Source organism: Microbacterium sp. RU1D, from assembly GCF_900156435.1.
In the GTDB taxonomy this organism is placed as follows: Bacteria; Actinomycetota; Actinomycetes; order Actinomycetales; family Microbacteriaceae; genus Microbacterium.
Genome location: NZ_FTPQ01000001.1, coordinates 994,624 through 1,011,533, shown reverse-complemented (window position 1 = coordinate 1,011,533; position 16,910 = coordinate 994,624). Strand labels below are relative to the sequence as shown.

Genomic DNA, 16,910 nt, shown 5'->3' with positions numbered 1-16,910 from the left:
TCGTCGCACACCGCGGTGAAGCGGGGACGGACAGGCTCAGCCGACCACCATATGAGGGCAGGGGGAATCGAGGAGCGCAAAGTCCAAGCATACGCGGGAGGACTCGCCGTGTCCAGTCCAATTCTTGACGCGTTTGCGGACCTGCGGTATAACCGCGTGCGCCCGTCGCCCATTCCCCTCGGGGCCTGGATCAGACGCGCCGGAAACGCACGCGATCACCGGGTCGTACCTGCGCCAGCGCGTCGAGCGCGGCATCCGTCACCACGGCGATCACGGGATAACCGCCGGTGACCGGACCGTCGGCGAGCAGGACGACGGGGCGCCCATGGGGAGGGACCTGGATCGCCCCCGGCCGCATGCCCTCGCTCGGGAGCTCGTCGTTCCGGATGCGGTCGAGGGCGGGTCCGTCGAGACGGGCCCCCACGCGATCGACGTCGCCCGAGGCGGTCCAGTGCGCGTCGAGGAGGGTGGTCCACGCGTCGGCGGCGAACCAGTCCGCGCGAGGACCCTCGGTGATCGCCACGTCGTGGAGGGCCGGAGGAACCGTCCAGGGGAAGGCGTCGACCACCGGGATCGCGGATGCCGCGACCCCCGCCTCGAGGACGTCGCCGGCGCGCACGGGGGCGGGCCCGAGACCGGCGAGCACGTCGCGCGACCGCGACCCCAGGGCGGACGGGGCGATGATCCCGCCGCGCGTGGCCAGGTAGACGCGGAGTCCCGCGCGAGCGGACCCGATGCGCAGCACCGCCCCCGCGGGAACGAGCTGGGGCGCATAGGCGTCGACCGCGCGGTCGTCGATCACCACGTCGACGAAGGCTCCGGTCACGCAGACCCAGATGGCCGCCTCGGCGCGGACGACGACGCCGCCGAGGGCGATCTCCAGACCCGCCGCCCGCTCGTCGTTGCCCACCAGGCGGTTGGCGACGCGCAGCGCCGCACGGTCGAGGGCTCCCGATCGCGCGACGCCGAGGTCCGCGCGGGCCGGGCGGCCGAGGTCCTGCACGGTGGTGAAGGCGCCGGGGTCGAGGACGCGGAGGGCCGCGCGGGGACGGGCGGGGGCGACGGAGGAGGCCGAGCCCGTCGACGCGTCCGGGAACGGCGGTGGGGCGAGGCTTCCGGTCCCTTCGACGGGCTGAGAAACCTCCGCGGGGACAGCGACCTCCGTGGGCGCGGGGGCGTCGGCGGACGCGGGAACCTCGGTCGACGTGGGGAGCCCGGCGGCGGATGATGCGGCGGAGATGACGCGCTCGCGCTGCGGGGTGAAGCGGACGCGCGCCCGCGGGGGCAGCAGCACCGGGGCGGCGGCATCCGGATCGAAGAGCACAGCGTCGGCCGTGCCGATCAGCCGCCAGCCGCCCGGGGTCTCGCGGGGATAGGCGCCGCTGAACGTGCCGGCGAGCCCGACGGCCCCGGCCGGCACGCGCGTACGCGGCTGCGCCAGACGCGGCACGTCGAACGGCCACTCCGCGCTCACGAGGTAGGCGAACCCCGGGGCGAACCCGGTGAAGGCGACCGTCCACTCCACCCCCGCGTGTCGAGCCGCGAGGTCGACGGCGCGGATGCCGAGGATCGCCGCGGTCTCGTCGAGATCGGCGCCGTCGTAGCGCACGGGCACCTCGACGAGGGGTCCGGGCCGGGCGATGTCGGCGGGCGCGACGGCGGCGCGGTGGATCCACTCCCGCACCGCCGCGCGGCCGATGCGCCGAGGGTCGAAGGCGACGAGGACGGTGCGCGCGGCGGGCACCAGCTCCTCCACGCCCGCGGCCGGTTCCGCGGCGAGCGCGGCGTGCAGCGCCACGACACCGTCGAGGTCGGCGACCTCGGCGAGCACGGCCCGCTCCCCCATCGGCCGCAGGACGACGCGAGACCCCGTGCCGCCCTCGGGCGTCGGGGTGCCGGCATCCACCGGGGTCGTCACCACGGGGCGCGCACCTCGACGCCCGCGTCGTCGAGCGCGGCGCGCACCGCCCTGGCCATCGCGACCGCGGCGGGGCTGTCTCCGTGCAGGCAGAGGGAGGCCGCGTCGACGGGGACCTCGGTGCCGTCGACGGCGTCGACCACGCCATCGCGGACGAGCCGGAGCGCTCGCTCCGCCACGCGGGCCGGGTCGTCGAGGACGGCGCCCGGGGCTCCGCGGGGCACGAGCACGCCGTCGCGCGTGTAGCCGCGGTCGAGGAAGGCCTCTTGCACGAAGGGCAGTCCCGCGGATGCCGCAGCGGCGGCGATCGCGCCCGACAAACCGAGCACCGGGAGGGGGCGGCCGAGGCGGGCGGAGTGGTCGGCGACGGCGGCGACGACCACGGCCGCCTGCCCGGCGTCGTCGATCACGGCGTGGTACAGCGCGCCGTGGGGTTTGACGTACCGGAGGTCGGCGCCCGCCGCGGCGAGCGCGTCGAGCTGCGCGGAGATGCTCGCCCGCAGATCGTCGGGTGCGGGATCGCGACGGACGCGGCCGAAGTTCTCCCGATCCTCGTACGAGGGGTGGGCGCCGACGGCCACGCCGAAGCGGCGGGCGCGCTCGACCGCGGCCCGCATCGAGGCAATGTCGCCCGCGTGCGCGCCGCACGCGACGTTGGCGCTCGAGACGACGGCGAACAGGGCTTCGTCGTCGGCGGTCGGCATCCCGTCGACGGTCTCGCCCAGGTCGGCGTTGAGGTCCACGCGCATGCTGCCACGGTAATCCCGTCGCGGGGCGGCGCGCAGGACTCCGGCACCGCTGCCCCCGGACGGTCCGCCGTGCCTCGGGAAGGCCGGATCGGCAGGAGTCGTGCGCGACGCGGGCGCGTTACGGCCGCATGACGATCCGGCCGCGGGGCTGTGCAACGGCCGCGCCGCACGTGAGGATGGGGGGATGACCTCCGATGTCGCCGGTCCCCCCGCTCCGGCATCCCCCCAGCCCCTGCTCTCCGTCCGCGACCTGGCCGTCGACTTCGCCACCATGGACGGCCCCGTGCGCGCCGTCGACGGGGTGAACCTCGACATCCACGCGGGCGAAACGATCGCGATCGTCGGCGAGTCCGGCTCCGGCAAATCGACGACCGCCATGGCGATCATCGGCCTGCTGGCATCCGGTGGTCGCGTCGCGCGCGGACAGATCCTGCTCGACGGTGACGACCTCACCACCTTCGGTGAGGCCCGCATGCGCCAGGTGCGCGGGCGCCAGATCGGTCTCGTCCCGCAGGACCCCATGTCGAACCTCAACCCGGTCGCCAAGGTCGGTACGCAGGTCGCCGAGACCCTCCTCGCGCACGGCCTCGCCGACCGCTCGAGCGTGAAGGGCAAGGTGGTCGAGGCGCTCGAGGCGGCCGGACTCCCGGATGCCGAGAAGCGCGCGACGCAGTACCCCCACGAGTTCTCCGGCGGTATGCGTCAGCGCGCGCTCATCGCGATCGGCCTCGCCTGCCGGCCGCGCCTGCTCATCGCCGACGAGCCCACCAGCGCGCTCGACGTGACCGTGCAGCAGACGATCCTCGACCAGATCGACAAGCAGACGAACGAGCTGGGCGCAGCCGTCCTGCTCATCACCCACGACCTCGGCCTGGCCGCGGAGCGCGCATCGAAGGTCGTCGTGATGCACCGCGGGCGCGTCGTCGAGCAGGGGCCCGCGCGGCAGATCCTGGAGGACCCGCAGCACGCGTACACGAAGTCGCTCGTGGCGGCGGCGCCGTCGGTGGCGGCGGTGCGCCTGCGTCCCGGGGACTTCCGCAGCGACCGCCCGGTTGAGGCGGCGCGCGACAACATCGTCGAGATCGAGGGACTCACCAAGGTGTACCCCGTGCGCGGCCGCGGCGAGGACTTCCGCGCCGTCGACGACGTGTCACTGGCGATCCCGCGCGGCCAGACCGTCGCAATCGTGGGCGAGTCGGGCTCGGGCAAGACCACGACCGCGCGCATGCTGCTCAAGGTCGTCGACCCCACCAGCGGCTCGATCCGCTTCGACGGTCAGGACGTGTCGGCGCTGAAGGGCAACGCGCTCCGGGAGTTCCGGCAGAAGGTGCAGCCGATCTTCCAGGATCCGTACTCGAGCCTGAACCCCATGTTCACCGTCGAGCGCATCGTCGAAGAGCCCCTCAACGTCTACAAGCGCGGGTCGAAGGCCGACCGCGCGAAGCGGGTGCGTCAGCTGATGGACGACGTGGCGCTGCCGGCATCCATGCTGCGCCGATACCCCTCGGAACTTTCCGGCGGACAGCGGCAGCGCGTCGCGATCGCGCGGGCACTCGCCCTGTCGCCCGAGCTCATCGTGTGCGACGAGCCGGTGTCGGCGCTCGACGTGCTCGTGCAGGCGCAGATCCTCGACCTGCTGGGCGACCTGCAGCGCGAATACGGCCTGAGCTACCTCTTCATCTCGCACGACCTCGCGGTGGTGCGCCTGATCAGCGACTACGTCTGCGTCATGAAGGACGGGCGCCTGGTCGAGGCGGCATCCAGCGAAGAGGTCTTCACCAACCCCCGCGACCCGTACACGCGGCGCCTGCTGTCGTCGATCCCGGGCAACGAGCTGGGCCTCGCGGGCTGAGCGCAGGCCGGGGTGCGACTCCGCCCGACGGCGCATGTCCCCCTTCTCGCGGTGCATGTGGCGAAAACGGTCGCTCCGGCGGGCGCCGGCCGGCCATAAGTGAGACATGGATGCCGGGGCACCGACGCTCCGGCCCCGGCCCGCGCGAGCGGGCCGGGGCCGGGGCCGGAGCAGCGAAGCGAGGCGCTACCGCGCCCGTGTGCGCGGGTCCATCGCCTCGCGGAGCGACTCGCCCAGCAGCGTGAAGCCCAGCGCCGTCACGGCGATGCAGATACCCGGTAGGAACGCGAGCCAGGGGGCGATCGCCAGTTCGGCCTGCGCGTAGGTGAGCATGCGGCCCCACTCGGCGGTCTGCGGCAGCCCGCCGCCGAGACCGAGGAACGACAGGGCCGCCGCGTCGATGACCGCGGTCGCGAGCGTGAGCGTGCCCTGCACGATGACCGGCCCGACGCTGTTGGGCAGCACGTGCGTCATCGTGATCGTGCGGCGGCTCAGCCCGAGGGTCTGCGCGGACAGCACGTAGTCGGCGCCGCGTTGCTGCAGCATCGAGGCGCGGAGCAGTCGCGCGAAGACGGGCACCTGCGATGCGCCGATGGCGATCATGATCGCGAGCTGGCTCTGCCCGAGGATCGCGGCGATCGACACGGCCAGCAGCAGGTTCGGTACCGAGAGGAGGATGTCGACGAAGCGCATGACGAGCGCATCGACCCACCCGCCGAACATGCCCGCCAGCAACCCGAGCGCCATTCCCCCGAGCAGGCCCAGGGCGGTGGAGATCACGCCGATCTGCAGCGACGCCTGCGCGCCCCAGATGAGCTTCGACAGCACGTCGCCGCCGAACCGGTCGAGCCCGAGGGGGAACTCCGCCATGTCGCCGGGGCCGGGGATGTCGGTCGGCGTGATGAAACGCTGACCGGGCAGCGATTCGGCCGGGTACGGCGCGAGCAGCGGCGCGAGAGCGGCGACGAGGAGGAACGCCAGCACGATGATCGCGCCGATCCACGCCACCGGGCTGCGGCGCAGCCGCTGGAACACGTCGTGCCAGAACCCGCCGCGGGCCTGCGCGGCCATCAGCTGCGAATCGACCACCGCATTGTCGTCGACGGGCCCGCCGCTGGGGGCGGGAGGGAGGATGCCGGAGCTCACTGGACTCTCACTCTCGGGTCGATGAGGCTGTACGACAGGTCGACCAGCAGGTTGATGAGGGCGTACGCGATGGCGATGAAGATGATGAAGCCCTGCAGCACCGGGAAGTCGCGCGTGAAGATCGCCCGGGCGAGGAACTGACCGATCCCCGGGAAGGCGAACACCGTCTCGGTGAGCACCGCCCCCGAGATGAGCAGGCCCGCCTGCAGACCCACCGTCGTGACGACGGGGAGCATCGCGTTGCGCAGGATGAAGCGGTTGCGCAGGGTCCCCGTCCCGATGCCCTTCGCGCGGCCGGTGCGGACGTAGTCGGCGTTCTGCACCTCCAGCACCGAGGCGCGCGTGATGCGCACGATGATGGCGAGCGGGATCGTGCCGAGCGCGATGGCCGGCAGGATCAGGTGCAGGATGGCATCCCACGAGGCGTCGAACTCGCCCGTGATCAGGCCGTCGAACACGTAGAGGTTCGTGTAGTGGGTGGCGTCGATCCGCGGGTTCTGGCGCCCGTCGGAGGGCAGCCACCCCAGCTGCACGGCGAAGACGTACTTGAGGATGAACGCGAGGAAGAACACGGGGATCGTGATGCCGATGAGGCTCAGGACGACGGCGGTGTGATCCCAGATCTTCCCGTGGCGGCGCGCGGCCCAATACCCGAGCGGGATGCCGATGCCCACCGCCACGATGAGCGCGCCGATCGAGAGCTCGAGGGTCGCCGGGAAGCGGCGCACGAACTCCTCCAGCACCGGGCGCCCGGTCTGGATGGAGGAGCCGAAGTCACCGGTGGCGAGGCGCCCGAGCCAGGTGAAGTACTGCACGTACAGCGGCTCGTTGAAGCCGTAGAGCTCGTTGATGCGGGCGACGGCCTCGGGGGTCGCGCGCTCGCCGAGGAGGGCGACGGCGGGGCCGCCGGGCAGGGCGCGCACCCAGGCGAAGAGGAGGACGGACAGACCGAACAGGGTCGGGATGAGCAGGAGCAGACGCCTGCCGATGGTGCGGAGCACGGGTTCTCACAGGGGATGGGGAGCGGGGGGACGCGGGATGCCGGAGCCCGCCGCCACAAGGGCGAAGGACACCGGCACCCGTCGGATGCCACGGGCCCGGCCGATGCGACGGCGTGGCACCCGTGGCATCCGGATCACTCGGTGAGCTCGATCTCGTTGTAGACCTCGTCCTGCACGGGGCTGGCCGGGTACGACTTCACCCGCGGCGCGAAGGCGAGCGTCGGCACGGGGTTGGCCAGCGGGACGCCGGGCAGGAACGTCGCGATCTGCTCGTTCACCGCCTGGTAGGCCGGATCCTGCTCGGACTCGGTCGCGAGACCGCGGGCCGAGGTCAGCGCCGAGAACAGCTCGGCGTTGTCGAAGCCCCACTCGTTGGACTTTCCGCCGAAGAACGTACCCACGAAGTTGTCGGGGTCGTTGTAGTCGCCGGTCCAGCCGAGCAGGTGGATGCCGTGCTCGCTGCCGCCCTGGATGAGGTCGAGGTACTCGCCCCACTCGTTCGAGACGGGGTTGACCACGATGCCGACCGCCTGGAGCTGGGACTGCAGGTTCGTGAAGATCTGCTCCGGGTTGGGCATATACGGACGCGAGATGTTGACGGGGTAGTTGAACGTGATCGTCAGCGGGTTCGCGTCGGTGTAGCCGGCCTCGGCGAGGAGAGCCTTGGCGGCTTCCGGGTCGTAATCGAAGGTCGTCACGCCGGAGTTGAAGCCGATCACGCTGTCCGGCATGAACTGCGAGGCGACGGTGGTGCCCTCGGGCAGCACCTGCGACACCAGCTGCTGCTTGTCGATCGACTGCGCGATGGCCTGCCGCACGCGGATGTCGCTCAGCGCGGGGTCGGCCTGGTTCATGCCGAGGTAGAGGATGTTGAACGGGTCGCGGTTGGTGAGCATGTAGCCCGCGCTCTCGAGGGCGCCGAGGTCGGCCGGGGCGACGAGGTCGTAGCCGTCGATCGATCCGGACTCGAGTGCCTGACGACGGGCCGTGGTGTCGCCGATCACGCGGAAGATGACCTGCTGCACCTGGCCCTGCTCGCCCCAGTAGCCGTCGTAGGCGCTGACGGTCGCCTCGGCGCCGGGCTCCCAGGAGTCGAATTTGAAGGGGCCGGTGCCGGTCGGGTGCGCCTGCGCGTACTCGCTCAGCGTGGGGGCCTCGGAGGTGCCGCCGACGTTGTCGGCCTGGTACTCCTCCAGAGCCGTCGGGCTCTGGATGGCGAAGGCCGGGAGCGACAGCGCGGGGATGAAGCCGGCGAACGGCTCGGTGAGGGTGATCGTCACCTCGGAGGCGCTCGTGGCCTCGCACCCGCCGTAGATCGAGGTGCCGGTGTCGGCGTAGCCGCGCATGATCTTGCCCCAGTAGTAGGACAGGCTCTCGGACTGCGCGATGCCGGTGAAGTTGTTCTGCCGGTCGAAGTTGAAGCACACCGCGTCGGCGTCGAACTCGCTGCCGTCGTGGAATGTCACGCCCTGCTTGAGCTCGAACGTGTACGACAGGCCGTCGTCGGACTGCGTCCAGCTCTCGGCGAGCATGGGGGCCGGGTCGGCGGTGCCGGGCTCGACACCCACGAGGCCCTCGAAGATCTGACGCGAGATGCGGAACGATTCGCCGTCGCTCGCGAACGCCGGGTCGAGGCTCGAGGGGTCGCCCGAGGCGCCGAAGACGAAGGTCGAATCGACATCGCCGCCGGCGTCGCCGCCTCCGCCGTTGTCGTCGCGCTGGCTCGTGCAGCCGGAGAGGGCCAGGGCGCCGATGGCGACCGCCGCCCCGCCGACCAGCAGACGGCGTCGTAGGGTACTGAGCATTTTTCGTTGCACCTTCCGGGGGGAAAGGGAGGGAGGACGACGGCGCTGTCACCTCGTCGTGCCGCGCTCCGCTTGCTGTGTTCTGACGACCGTACAGGGCGGGCGGCGTCGTGCCCATTGCCCGTTTGTATCGATCGTGTTTCGCCGGTCCGGCATCCTGATCCGCCCGGGGCGCGCGCACGGTGCAATCCGTCCTCGGCCGCACTCCCGCCCTTCGCACTCTGCCCACCGCCCCGTCGCCACGTGGTGCGGTCGCGCCCGGGCGCGTCGCCGCCGCGGTCCGCGACCCGGTGAGCGGGAGGGGGGCGGGTAGCGTGGAGCGCATGGCCCGCATGCGCATCGAACCCGACGACGCCCCCACCGCGCGCCTGTCGGACGGGACGATCGCGCGCGTCTCGCCCTCGGGGTTCGTCGCGGGCTGGGAGCTCGTCGTGGACGGCACCCCCCAGTCGCACGTCGACCTCGACGACCCGACCCACCTGCACTTCGAATACGTCGCGCGGATGGGGGCGGTCATCGATCGCCTCCGGATGCCGGGACAACCCCTCACCGCCGTCCACCTGGGAGCGGGCGCCCTCACGCTCCCCCGCTACGTCGAGGCCACGCGGCCGGGTTCGCGTCAGCAGGTGATCGAGCTCGAGCCCGCCCTGTGGGACCTCGTGCGCGAGAACCTCCCCCTGCCCCGCGGCGCGTCGGTGCGCGTGCGCATCGGAGACGCCCGCGAGGGCCTCGGCCGCTTGCCCGCGGGCCTGAACGGAGCCGTCGACCTCCTGGTCAGCGACGTGTACTCGGGCGCGCAGACGCCCGCCCACCTGACCACGGTGGAGTTCTACCGCGCGGCCTCGCGCCTGCTCGCCCCCGACGGCGTGCTGCTGGTGAACGTCTCCGACGGGCCGGGCCTGGCCTTCGCCCGCCGACAGGTCGCCACCATCCGCGAGGTGCTGCCCGAGGTGATCGTTCTCGCCGAGGTGCAGGTGCTCAAGGGCCGCCGCTTCGGCAACCTCGTGGTCGCCGCCTCCGCCGCCCCCCTCCCCGTCGAGTGGCTCCCGCGCCTCATGGCGGCCGGGCCCCACCCCGCGAAGGTCGCCCAGGGCGACGAGATCGTCGAATTCACGCGCGGGTCGCGGCCCGCCACGGATGCCGATGCGACGCCGTCGCCGAAGCCCTCGGCATCCATCTTCGAACGGTGAGGGGAGCGCGTTCTCCGCTCGACCGCGTGGCGCGTGCGGTGTCGACGCGAGGTCGGCGCAGACTGGAACTCCTGCCCGACCGAGAGGAGCGACGGTGAGCTACATCCACGGGTACGACCCCGACACGTTGCGCGAGATCACCGACTCCCGCGAGTGCCAGGAGCGTCTCGACGAGATCGGGCCGCAGCGCAGCCTGCACGCCCTCCTCGAGCGGGTGTGGCTGCTGAAGGTGCTCGACCGTTTCGACGAGGCGCTGTCGATCTCGGAGCAGTCCGTGCGGGTCGCCCGCATGGCCGGAACGCGCCGCGACCTGCTGCGCGCGCGCATCCTGCACGCCACGATCATGCAGTGCCGGGGTGCGTACGCCGCCGCGGAGCAGGAGCTCACCATGTGCGCCGAGGAGGCCGAGGGACAGGGCTGGGCGAGCATCGCCGCCTTCGCCCTGCAGCACCGCGGCAAGGTGCACTACGACGGGGGCGACTACGAGGGCGCCCGTCGCGACTTCAAGCAGGCGCTCTTCCTGCGTCAGAACGCCGGCGCCACCGACGCGCAGCTCGAGTCGACGCTCCTGGCGATCGACGCGGCCGAGCGTCGACGCACGCGCGAGGTCGTCGCGAGCTGAATGTCGTAGGCCCCGCCTAACCTTCCGGTCATGTCCGATCTGCAGCGCGTACGCACGTGGGCCGAGGCGTTGATCGCCCTGCACCTCGACGCGTCGTGGACCTTCGCGTTCGACAACGCCAAGCGGCGCGCGGGCCTGTGCGACTACGGCCGCAAGCGCATCAGCGTCTCGCGCTACCTCTCCGCGCGGTACGACGACGACACCAACCACCAGACGCTGCTGCACGAGGTCGCACACGCGCTCGCGGGGCCGTCGGCCGGCCACGGTCCCCGCTGGAAGCGCACGGCGCTCGAGCTCGGGTACGTCGGCGGCACCACCCACGCCGGCGAGACCGCGAACGAACTCGCCCCCTGGGTGGGCACCTGCCCCGCGGGACACGTCGCCTACCGCCACCGCCGCGCGACGCGTCCCACCTCGTGCGCGAAATGCGCGCCGTCGTTCGACCCGCGCTTCGCGCTGTCGTGGGTGCGCCGCGACATCACCCGCGCCGAGCGGCTCGCCGCCGCGACGCCGCGCTGACACGAGCGTTCCCGGCCGGCGGGTGGGCGCACCGCCACCGTCGTTCGCGACGCCGCGCTGACACGCGCGCGGCGCCCTCACGCGGCGATGAAGACCCCGTCGCGCAGGACGGGGACCACGGATGCCGCGTCGCGCGCGGCCGCGGCGAGGACGGCCTCGCGGCGCCCGTCCGCGGCGAGCGCGCGTCCGCCGCCGCTCGCGGTGAGGAGGTGGCGAACGGCCCCGCCCAAGGCGCGGAATCCTTCTCCCGCGACGGCGGCGTCGGGCGAGGCGTGGTCGATGCCGAGGTCGCCCAGGGCGGCCACGATCGCGCCCGCGCCCAGCAGGTCCTCGACCGCGAAACGCAGTCCGGCCTCGTCGGTGTCGCCGGCCGCGATGACGGAGATGCTGGTGCGCTCCGCGCGGGAGCGCTGCACGTCGAGCACATGCGCGGCGACCGCGGCCGCGTTGCGCAAGCTTCCCGCGACGACGTGGGCGCCCGTCTCGTACGCCGCGCGCGCGAGGGCGGCCGCCTCGTCGTCGTCGAGGGAGACGTCCAGGCCGGCGGTGTTCTCGACGGCGCTGAGCGCATGAGCGGTCAGACCGAGCGTCTGAACGACGACCACGACGTGCGCGGGCGCGAGGCGGCGGAGACCTGCGAGGCCCCAGTCGAAGCGCACCTGGTAGTCGGACTGCGTCAGGGCGGGGTCGATCGGCATCCTTCGATGCTAGAACGCGGTGGACACCGCACCGGTCGATGCCCGCTCGCGACGTCGCCGGGCGGCGTGACGGGCCATCCGCCACGCCGCGGGCGTCAACCCTACGCTGGTCCCCAGGGGAATGGGGCAGCATCTCAGCATGCGGATCCTGCTGAAGTTCGTGATCGACTGCGACCCCGACGCCGCGTGGCGTGCCCTGCACTCGCCGCGCGCGGTCGCGGAGCTGTACGGCCCCCTCCTCGCGGTGGACGGTCTGGGCGAGATGCCCACCTCGTTCGAGTCGGGCGACGACGTGCCCGTGCAGATGAGCGTCGCCGGCGTCGTGCCGGTGGGGCGGCAGCTGATCTCGGTGGCGGATCGTGAGACCCGCGATGCGAACGGTCGCGTCCGCGTCTTCCGCGACTGGGGCGTGCCGCTCACGGGTCCGCTCTCCGCGCTGGACGTGTGGGATCACCAGATGGCGGTCTCCGCCGCCCCCGGCGAGCCGGGCCGGACGCTCTGGCGCGAACGCCTCACCATCGGCGGTGCGGCCGCCCCCGCGCTGTGGCCGGGGCTGTGGGCGACGTGGCAATGGCGTGCCGCTCGCATCCGCGCCCTCGCCCCGACGTGGGCGCACGACCCCGAAGACGACGCCGCCCGAGGATGAGCGAGCTGCTCGTGCGCGCGGCGACACCGGCCGACAGCCGGTGCATCGCCGAGGTGCACGTGCAGAGTTGGCGCGAAGCGCACACCGATCAGGTGCCCGCCGCCCTGTCGGCACGACTGGATGTCGAGCTCTCGGCGCGACGGTGGGCGGTGCGATTGCGCGGAGAGACGCCGCGCGGGGCCGAGCGCCTCGGCGACGCATGGGTGGCCGAGATCGACGGGCGGGTCGTCGGTTTCTCGTCCGCGGGCATGACACGCGACGCGGATCGTCCGCGAACGGAGGCTGAGCTGTACGCCCTGTACGTCCTCGCCGGCCACTACGGCACGGGGGTGGGCACGGCACTGCTGCACGCCGCGATCGGCACGGGGCATGCCAGCCTGTGGGTTCTGACCGCCAACAGCCGGGCGATCGCTTTCTACGCGAAGCACGGGTTCACCCCTGACGGGGCGGCGCGCGACGACGACCGGTGGGGCGCCCCGCTTCGGGAGCTCCGCCTGACCAGGTGAGCGGGACCCTCAGACCAGGCCGTGCCGGTAGGCGAAGACGACGAGCTGCACGCGGTCGCGCAACGCCAGCTTCGTGAGGATGCGACTGATGTGCGTCTTCACCGTCGCCTCCGACAGGAACTCGCGCTCGGCGATCTCGGCGTTGCTGAGCCCGGTCGCCGCCAGCGCGAAGATCTCCTGCTCGCGCTCGGTCAACGCCGCGAAGGCAGCGGGCACCGGCTCGGCGCCGGCACCTTCGGCGATGTGTGCGAAGAGCTCGCGGGTGGCCTCCGCCGCGATGACGGCGGAGCCGGCGTGCACGGTGCGCACGGCCGAGAGGAGGAACTCCGGCTCGGCGTCCTTGAGCAGGAAGCCGCTGGCCCCGCGCTGGATCGCCCGGGCCGCGGCTTCGTCGAGGTCGAAGGTCGTGAGCACGACGACGCGGGGCGGGTCGGACTCGCGCAGGATCTCGGCCGTCGCGGTCAGCCCGTCCATCACGGGCATGCGCACGTCCATCAGCACGAGATCCGGACGCGTCGCGCGCACGACCTCGATCCCCTCCCTGCCGTCGGACGCCTCCCCCACCACCTCGAGATCGGGTTGCGAGTCGATGACCATGCGGATGCCGGCGCGGAAGAGGGCCTGATCGTCGACGAGGACGATGCGGACGGGGGCGGTCATGCGAGGGAACCTCTCGGTGGGGACGGGTGAACGGCATCCACGGCGCTCACCGCGGGGGGCCGATCGGCAGGGTGGCTTGCACGACGAATTCGCCGTACTCGGGTCCGGCGGTCAGTCGACCGCCGACCAGCTGCGCGCGCTCGCGCATGCCGATGAGGCCGTGTCCCCCGCCGGGCGCCGCGGACCCGGACGACGACGTGGAGCGGGCGTTGCGCACGGAGAGCTCGACCCGCTCGGCGAACCACCCGAGGCGGACGCGCACGCGCGGATCGACGCCATGGCGAAGGGCGTTGGTGAGGGCCTCCTGCATGATGCGGTAGACCGCCATCTGGATCGCCGCGGGCGGTTCGCCCGGAGGCGCCGGGTCGATGCGCACGTCGAGGTCGACCCCGGCCGCGCGCACGCGGTCGAAGAGCTGATCAAGGTCGGCGAGGGTGGGTTGCGGTCCCTCGCCCTGACTGTGACGCAGCTGACCCAGGAGCAGACGCACATCGGTCAGAGCCGCGCGCGCCGTCGTGGAGATCGTCGCGAGCGCCTCGGAGGCCACCGCGGGATCGGCCCCGGCCGCGTACCGGGCCCCGTCGGCCTGCGCGATCACCACCGCGAGGGAGTGGGCCACCACGTCGTGCATGTCGCGGGCGATGCGCACGCGCTGCTGCTCGGCGATGGTCTCCGCCTCGGCCGCACGCTGCGCGCGGGAGTTCGCGGCGGCGCGCAGGGCCGTGCGGACCAGCGCACCCGACACCCACGCGAGCATGAGCGCGAACCCGGATGCCAGCAGCAGAGCACCCGCCGCGAACCAGTCGTTGACCGTGAGGGGTTCGGACAGGCCCCGGCCGACGAGATACAGGGGGACGATCGCGGCGCCCGCGATGCCGGAGGCGAACCCCCACCAGAACACGCGCCTGCTGCCGTACGCGGCCGTCGTGTAGAGCACGGCGAAGATGGCGAGATCGGTGGGGGACGGTTGGCGTCCGAACCCCATCTGCACGAACGCCCCCACCCAGGCCAGCACGAGGGCGATGCCGGGCTGCAGGCGGCGCATCGCGAGCGCGGCGGTCAGGGCAAGTGCGACGAGGACCGCACCGACGTTCTCGCCGACGACAGCGAGCGGCGCGAGCGCGCCACTGGTGGTCCCGGCCAGTTCGACCGCCAGGGCGAGCAACCCGAAGACGCCGGCGACGCAGAGATCGACGACCAGCTGGTAGCGCTGGAGCGGACGGAGGGGGAACATCGGCCCCACGCTACGCCGGACGGCGGGACCGCGGCATCCGCCTGTGGATGTATCCCGGGATACCGGGGACGGATACGGGCCCGACATGCTCAGGGTGGGCGAGGCGGCCAAACCGGAGTCGGATGGTCCGGTCGATGGCGTGTGACGCGGAGCGTCAGCCGGGGAAGTCGGCGGGCTCGATGGGGCGCGCCTCGAAGAAGGTCTGCAGCACGACGGTCGTGCGGGTGTTGACCTGCGCGGCGGCGCGGATGTCGCGGATGAGCTCCTCGAGGTCGCGCGGCGTGGGCACGCGCACGAACAGCATGTACGCGGCCTCTCCGGCGATCGAGTGGCAGGCCTCGATCGCACTCAGGTGCGCGAGGAGTTCGGGGGCGTTGTCGGGCTGAGCGGGGTCGAGCGGGGTGATCTCGACGAAGGCCGCGAGCGGGCGGCCGAGGGCCTCGGCGTCGAGGATCGGGCGGTAGCCCTGCACGATGCCCCGCGCCTCGAGACGACGCAAACGCGACTGCACGGCGGAGACCGACAGACCGACGCGCTCCGACAGGTGCGACAGCGTCGCGCGCGCGTCGATCGAGATCTCCCGGACGATCGCGGCGTCGACCGCATCGTCCAGTCGGGGGGCGCGAGCGGGGGCCTCGGTCATGCGCTCGACAGTAGCAGTGGGGTCGCGAGGGACTCTGGCGCGTGCCGTAAGTTTTCCGTTAGCATGGCGTTTCGGCAGGAATATTTACAGCCCCGATCGGAGGATGCCATGACCACCGCGACACCCATCCGTGCTGACCAGGATCTGCTCGGCGGTCGCACCGTCGAGGTCGTCGAGCACACCGCCGCCTGGGCGCAGCTGAAGTCCGCAGCCACCGCACTGCAGTCCCTGCAGGCGAAGGATGGCTCGATCGACGACACCTCCGCCGCGGCGCCCCTCATCGACGACATCGTCGAGGCGATCGACGCCCTCGCCCCGCTCTTCCCCCACGACGCCGCCTACCTCGCCGCCTCCGTCGCCGACTTCCGTCGGTGGAGCGCGGAGGGTCTCGGGACGCCCGACTTCCTCGACTCCCTGGTGGCGTTCCAGCCCCAGGAGCACCGGGTCGACGGCATCCGTCACCTGGTCGTGTTCCCCATGTACACGCAGAACGGCTCGAGTCAGCGGCACGTCGAAGCGGTGCTGGTGGAGGCGATCTGGCCCGAGTTCATCGCGCGGCTGGAGACGGAGTACACCAACCGCCTGTTCGTCTCGTTGCGGCTCATCGACTTCACCTCGGGGTACGACACGAACTCCGCCGTGCTGTTCCCCGAGACCGTCGCGATGCGCGAGATCCCGACCTTCACGTGGGGTGCGATCTTCCAGGACCGCGAGGCCGCGCGCTACCGTCGCGTGACCCGCGCGGCCGCCGAGATCACCAAGCTCGAGCTGCCCGAGGCCGCCGCCCGCATGCTCGACGACCAGTCGCTGACCGAGCAGACGTTCGTGACGTGGGACCTCATCCACGACCGCACGCACATGCGCGGCGACCTGCCCTTCGACCCGTTCATGATCAAGCAGCGGATGCCGTTCTTCCTGTACTCGCTCGAAGAGCTGCGGTGCGACCTCACCGCGTTCCGCGAGTGCGTATCGCTGCAGGCGCGCCTCTCCGCCCGCGACGACCTCGACGACGCCGAGCGGGCGATGCTCGAGCACGCCGAGCTCGTGCAGTACGCCGTGATCTTCGACCGCATCTTCCGGTTCGCGATCACCGGGTCGCGCGTGCGCAATTACGACGGACTCGGCGGGCAGCTGCTGTTCGCCTGGCTGCACCAGCGCCGCGTGCTGCACTGGACCGACACCTCCCTCGCTTTCGACTGGGACGAGGTGCCGGCCGCGGTCGTGGCCCTGGCCGACGCGATCGACGAGCTCTACTGGCGCTCGATCGACCGCCCCAAGACGGCGCACTGGCTCGCGGCGTACGACCTCGTGCGCGGCGTCGTGACCCCGCACCCCGCGTCGGTGTGGGCGCGCGGCCTCCCCGACGACGTGCTCGCGGGCCTGCCGAAGGGGTACACCGACGCCGTGCTGGACGACGAGTTCCCGCTGTCGATGTTCTTCGAGGCCCTGGAGAAGAAGATGCGTCCGGTGATCGCCTCGACGGAGGGCATCCGCGGGTCGGACTGACGCCCGGGCTCCGGTCGCGCCCCGACGCCCCCGAGAACCCTGCTCGAGTGTCCGAGACACGCCGCGCTCAGCGCCGAAGCAATGGCGTGTTCTGGACACTCGACGCCGTCGCGGGCGGCCGGGAGACGCGCGGGCGTCACGCGACGAGTGCCCGAGACACGCTGCGTGCAGCGCCGAAGCAATGGCGTGTTCTGGACACTCGACGCCGTCGCGGG

16 protein-coding genes are annotated in these 16,910 nt (G+C 72.2%); 7 read left to right on the top strand and 9 right to left on the bottom strand.

Annotation, left to right across the window (positions count from 1 at the left end; all coding sequences use genetic code 11):
* Nucleotides 1-190: 190 nt before the first annotated feature.
* Complete coding sequence (locus B0B15_RS04540; RefSeq protein WP_256334173.1) at nt 191-1,921, bottom strand: urea amidolyase family protein; 1,731 nt, start codon at nt 1,919-1,921, stop codon at nt 191-193.
* On the bottom strand, nt 1,915-2,667 hold the full coding sequence (gene pxpA, locus B0B15_RS04535; RefSeq protein WP_076673617.1) for a 5-oxoprolinase subunit PxpA: 753 nt from the start codon (nt 2,665-2,667) through the stop codon (nt 1,915-1,917). Before pxpA ends, B0B15_RS04540 begins: the two co-directional genes overlap by 7 nt.
* Before the next feature lie 184 nt (nt 2,668-2,851).
* Between pxpA and B0B15_RS04530 the strand changes: the two genes are divergently transcribed.
* Nucleotides 2,852-4,519 carry an ABC transporter ATP-binding protein gene (locus B0B15_RS04530; protein ID WP_076673616.1) on the top strand — a complete coding sequence of 556 codons (1,668 nt, stop codon included), beginning with the start codon at nt 2,852-2,854 and terminating at the stop codon, nt 4,517-4,519.
* A gap of 186 nt (nt 4,520-4,705) precedes the next feature.
* Here B0B15_RS04530 and B0B15_RS04525 read toward each other — a convergent pair whose 3' ends face one another.
* From B0B15_RS04525 to B0B15_RS04515, 3 genes are all read right to left on the bottom strand, one after another.
* A complete protein-coding gene (locus B0B15_RS04525; RefSeq protein ID WP_256334254.1) occupies nt 4,706-5,590 on the bottom strand; it encodes an ABC transporter permease in 885 nt (294 codons plus the stop codon).
* A 71-nt stretch (nt 5,591-5,661) separates the two neighbouring features.
* Nucleotides 5,662-6,666 carry an ABC transporter permease gene (locus B0B15_RS04520; protein ID WP_076673614.1) on the bottom strand — a complete coding sequence of 335 codons (1,005 nt, stop codon included), beginning with the start codon at nt 6,664-6,666 and terminating at the stop codon, nt 5,662-5,664.
* Nucleotides 6,667-6,800: 134 nt separating this feature from the next.
* Nucleotides 6,801-8,471 (bottom strand): ABC transporter substrate-binding protein, encoded by a 1,671-nt coding sequence (locus B0B15_RS04515; protein WP_076673612.1) that lies wholly within the window; start codon nt 8,469-8,471, stop codon nt 6,801-6,803.
* A gap of 323 nt (nt 8,472-8,794) precedes the next feature.
* On the opposite strand from B0B15_RS04515, the gene B0B15_RS04510 reads away from it, so the two are divergent.
* The 3 genes from B0B15_RS04510 to B0B15_RS04500 all read left to right on the top strand — a co-directional run bounded on the left by B0B15_RS04510 (nt 8,795) and on the right by B0B15_RS04500 (nt 10,802).
* Complete coding sequence (locus tag B0B15_RS04510; protein WP_076673611.1) at nt 8,795-9,661, top strand: spermidine synthase; 867 nt, start codon at nt 8,795-8,797, stop codon at nt 9,659-9,661.
* Between the two features lie 94 nt (nt 9,662-9,755).
* A complete protein-coding gene (locus B0B15_RS04505) occupies nt 9,756-10,283 on the top strand; it encodes a hypothetical protein (protein ID WP_076673609.1) in 528 nt (175 codons plus the stop codon).
* Nucleotides 10,284-10,313: 30 nt separating this feature from the next.
* On the top strand, nt 10,314-10,802 hold the full coding sequence (locus tag B0B15_RS04500) for a SprT-like domain-containing protein (protein WP_076673607.1): 489 nt from the start codon (nt 10,314-10,316) through the stop codon (nt 10,800-10,802).
* Between the two features lie 77 nt (nt 10,803-10,879).
* On the opposite strand, the gene B0B15_RS04495 is transcribed toward B0B15_RS04500, so the two are convergent.
* Nucleotides 10,880-11,500 (bottom strand): 2-phosphosulfolactate phosphatase, encoded by a 621-nt coding sequence (locus B0B15_RS04495; protein WP_076673606.1) that lies wholly within the window; start codon nt 11,498-11,500, stop codon nt 10,880-10,882.
* Between the two features lie 139 nt (nt 11,501-11,639).
* Between B0B15_RS04495 and B0B15_RS04490 the strand changes: the two genes are divergently transcribed.
* Both B0B15_RS04490 and B0B15_RS04485 read left to right on the top strand, forming a co-directional pair.
* Nucleotides 11,640-12,146, top strand: a complete 507-nt coding sequence (locus B0B15_RS04490) for a hypothetical protein (RefSeq protein WP_076673604.1) — start codon at nt 11,640-11,642, stop codon at nt 12,144-12,146.
* Nucleotides 12,143-12,652: a GNAT family N-acetyltransferase gene (locus B0B15_RS04485; RefSeq protein WP_076673602.1), complete on the top strand. Its 510-nt coding sequence runs from the start codon at nt 12,143-12,145 to the stop codon at nt 12,650-12,652. Before B0B15_RS04490 ends, B0B15_RS04485 begins: the two co-directional genes overlap by 4 nt.
* Nucleotides 12,653-12,661: 9 nt before the next feature.
* Here the strand turns inward: B0B15_RS04485 and B0B15_RS04480 are convergent, their stop codons facing one another.
* From B0B15_RS04480 to B0B15_RS04470, 3 genes are all read right to left on the bottom strand, one after another.
* On the bottom strand, nt 12,662-13,312 hold the full coding sequence (locus tag B0B15_RS04480; RefSeq protein WP_076673601.1) for a response regulator: 651 nt from the start codon (nt 13,310-13,312) through the stop codon (nt 12,662-12,664).
* Nucleotides 13,313-13,358: 46 nt separating this feature from the next.
* The gene (locus tag B0B15_RS04475) at nt 13,359-14,546 is read right to left on the bottom strand and encodes a sensor histidine kinase (protein ID WP_076673599.1); all 1,188 of its coding nucleotides are present in this window, start codon (nt 14,544-14,546) and stop codon (nt 13,359-13,361) included.
* Between the two features lie 154 nt (nt 14,547-14,700).
* Nucleotides 14,701-15,189 carry an Lrp/AsnC family transcriptional regulator gene (locus B0B15_RS04470; RefSeq protein WP_176776563.1) on the bottom strand — a complete coding sequence of 163 codons (489 nt, stop codon included), beginning with the start codon at nt 15,187-15,189 and terminating at the stop codon, nt 14,701-14,703.
* 108 nt (nt 15,190-15,297) lie between these two features.
* On the opposite strand from B0B15_RS04470, the gene B0B15_RS04465 reads away from it, so the two are divergent.
* On the top strand, nt 15,298-16,695 hold the full coding sequence (locus B0B15_RS04465; protein ID WP_083708859.1) for a DUF6421 family protein: 1,398 nt from the start codon (nt 15,298-15,300) through the stop codon (nt 16,693-16,695).
* The last annotated feature ends 215 nt before the right edge of the window (nt 16,696-16,910 follow it).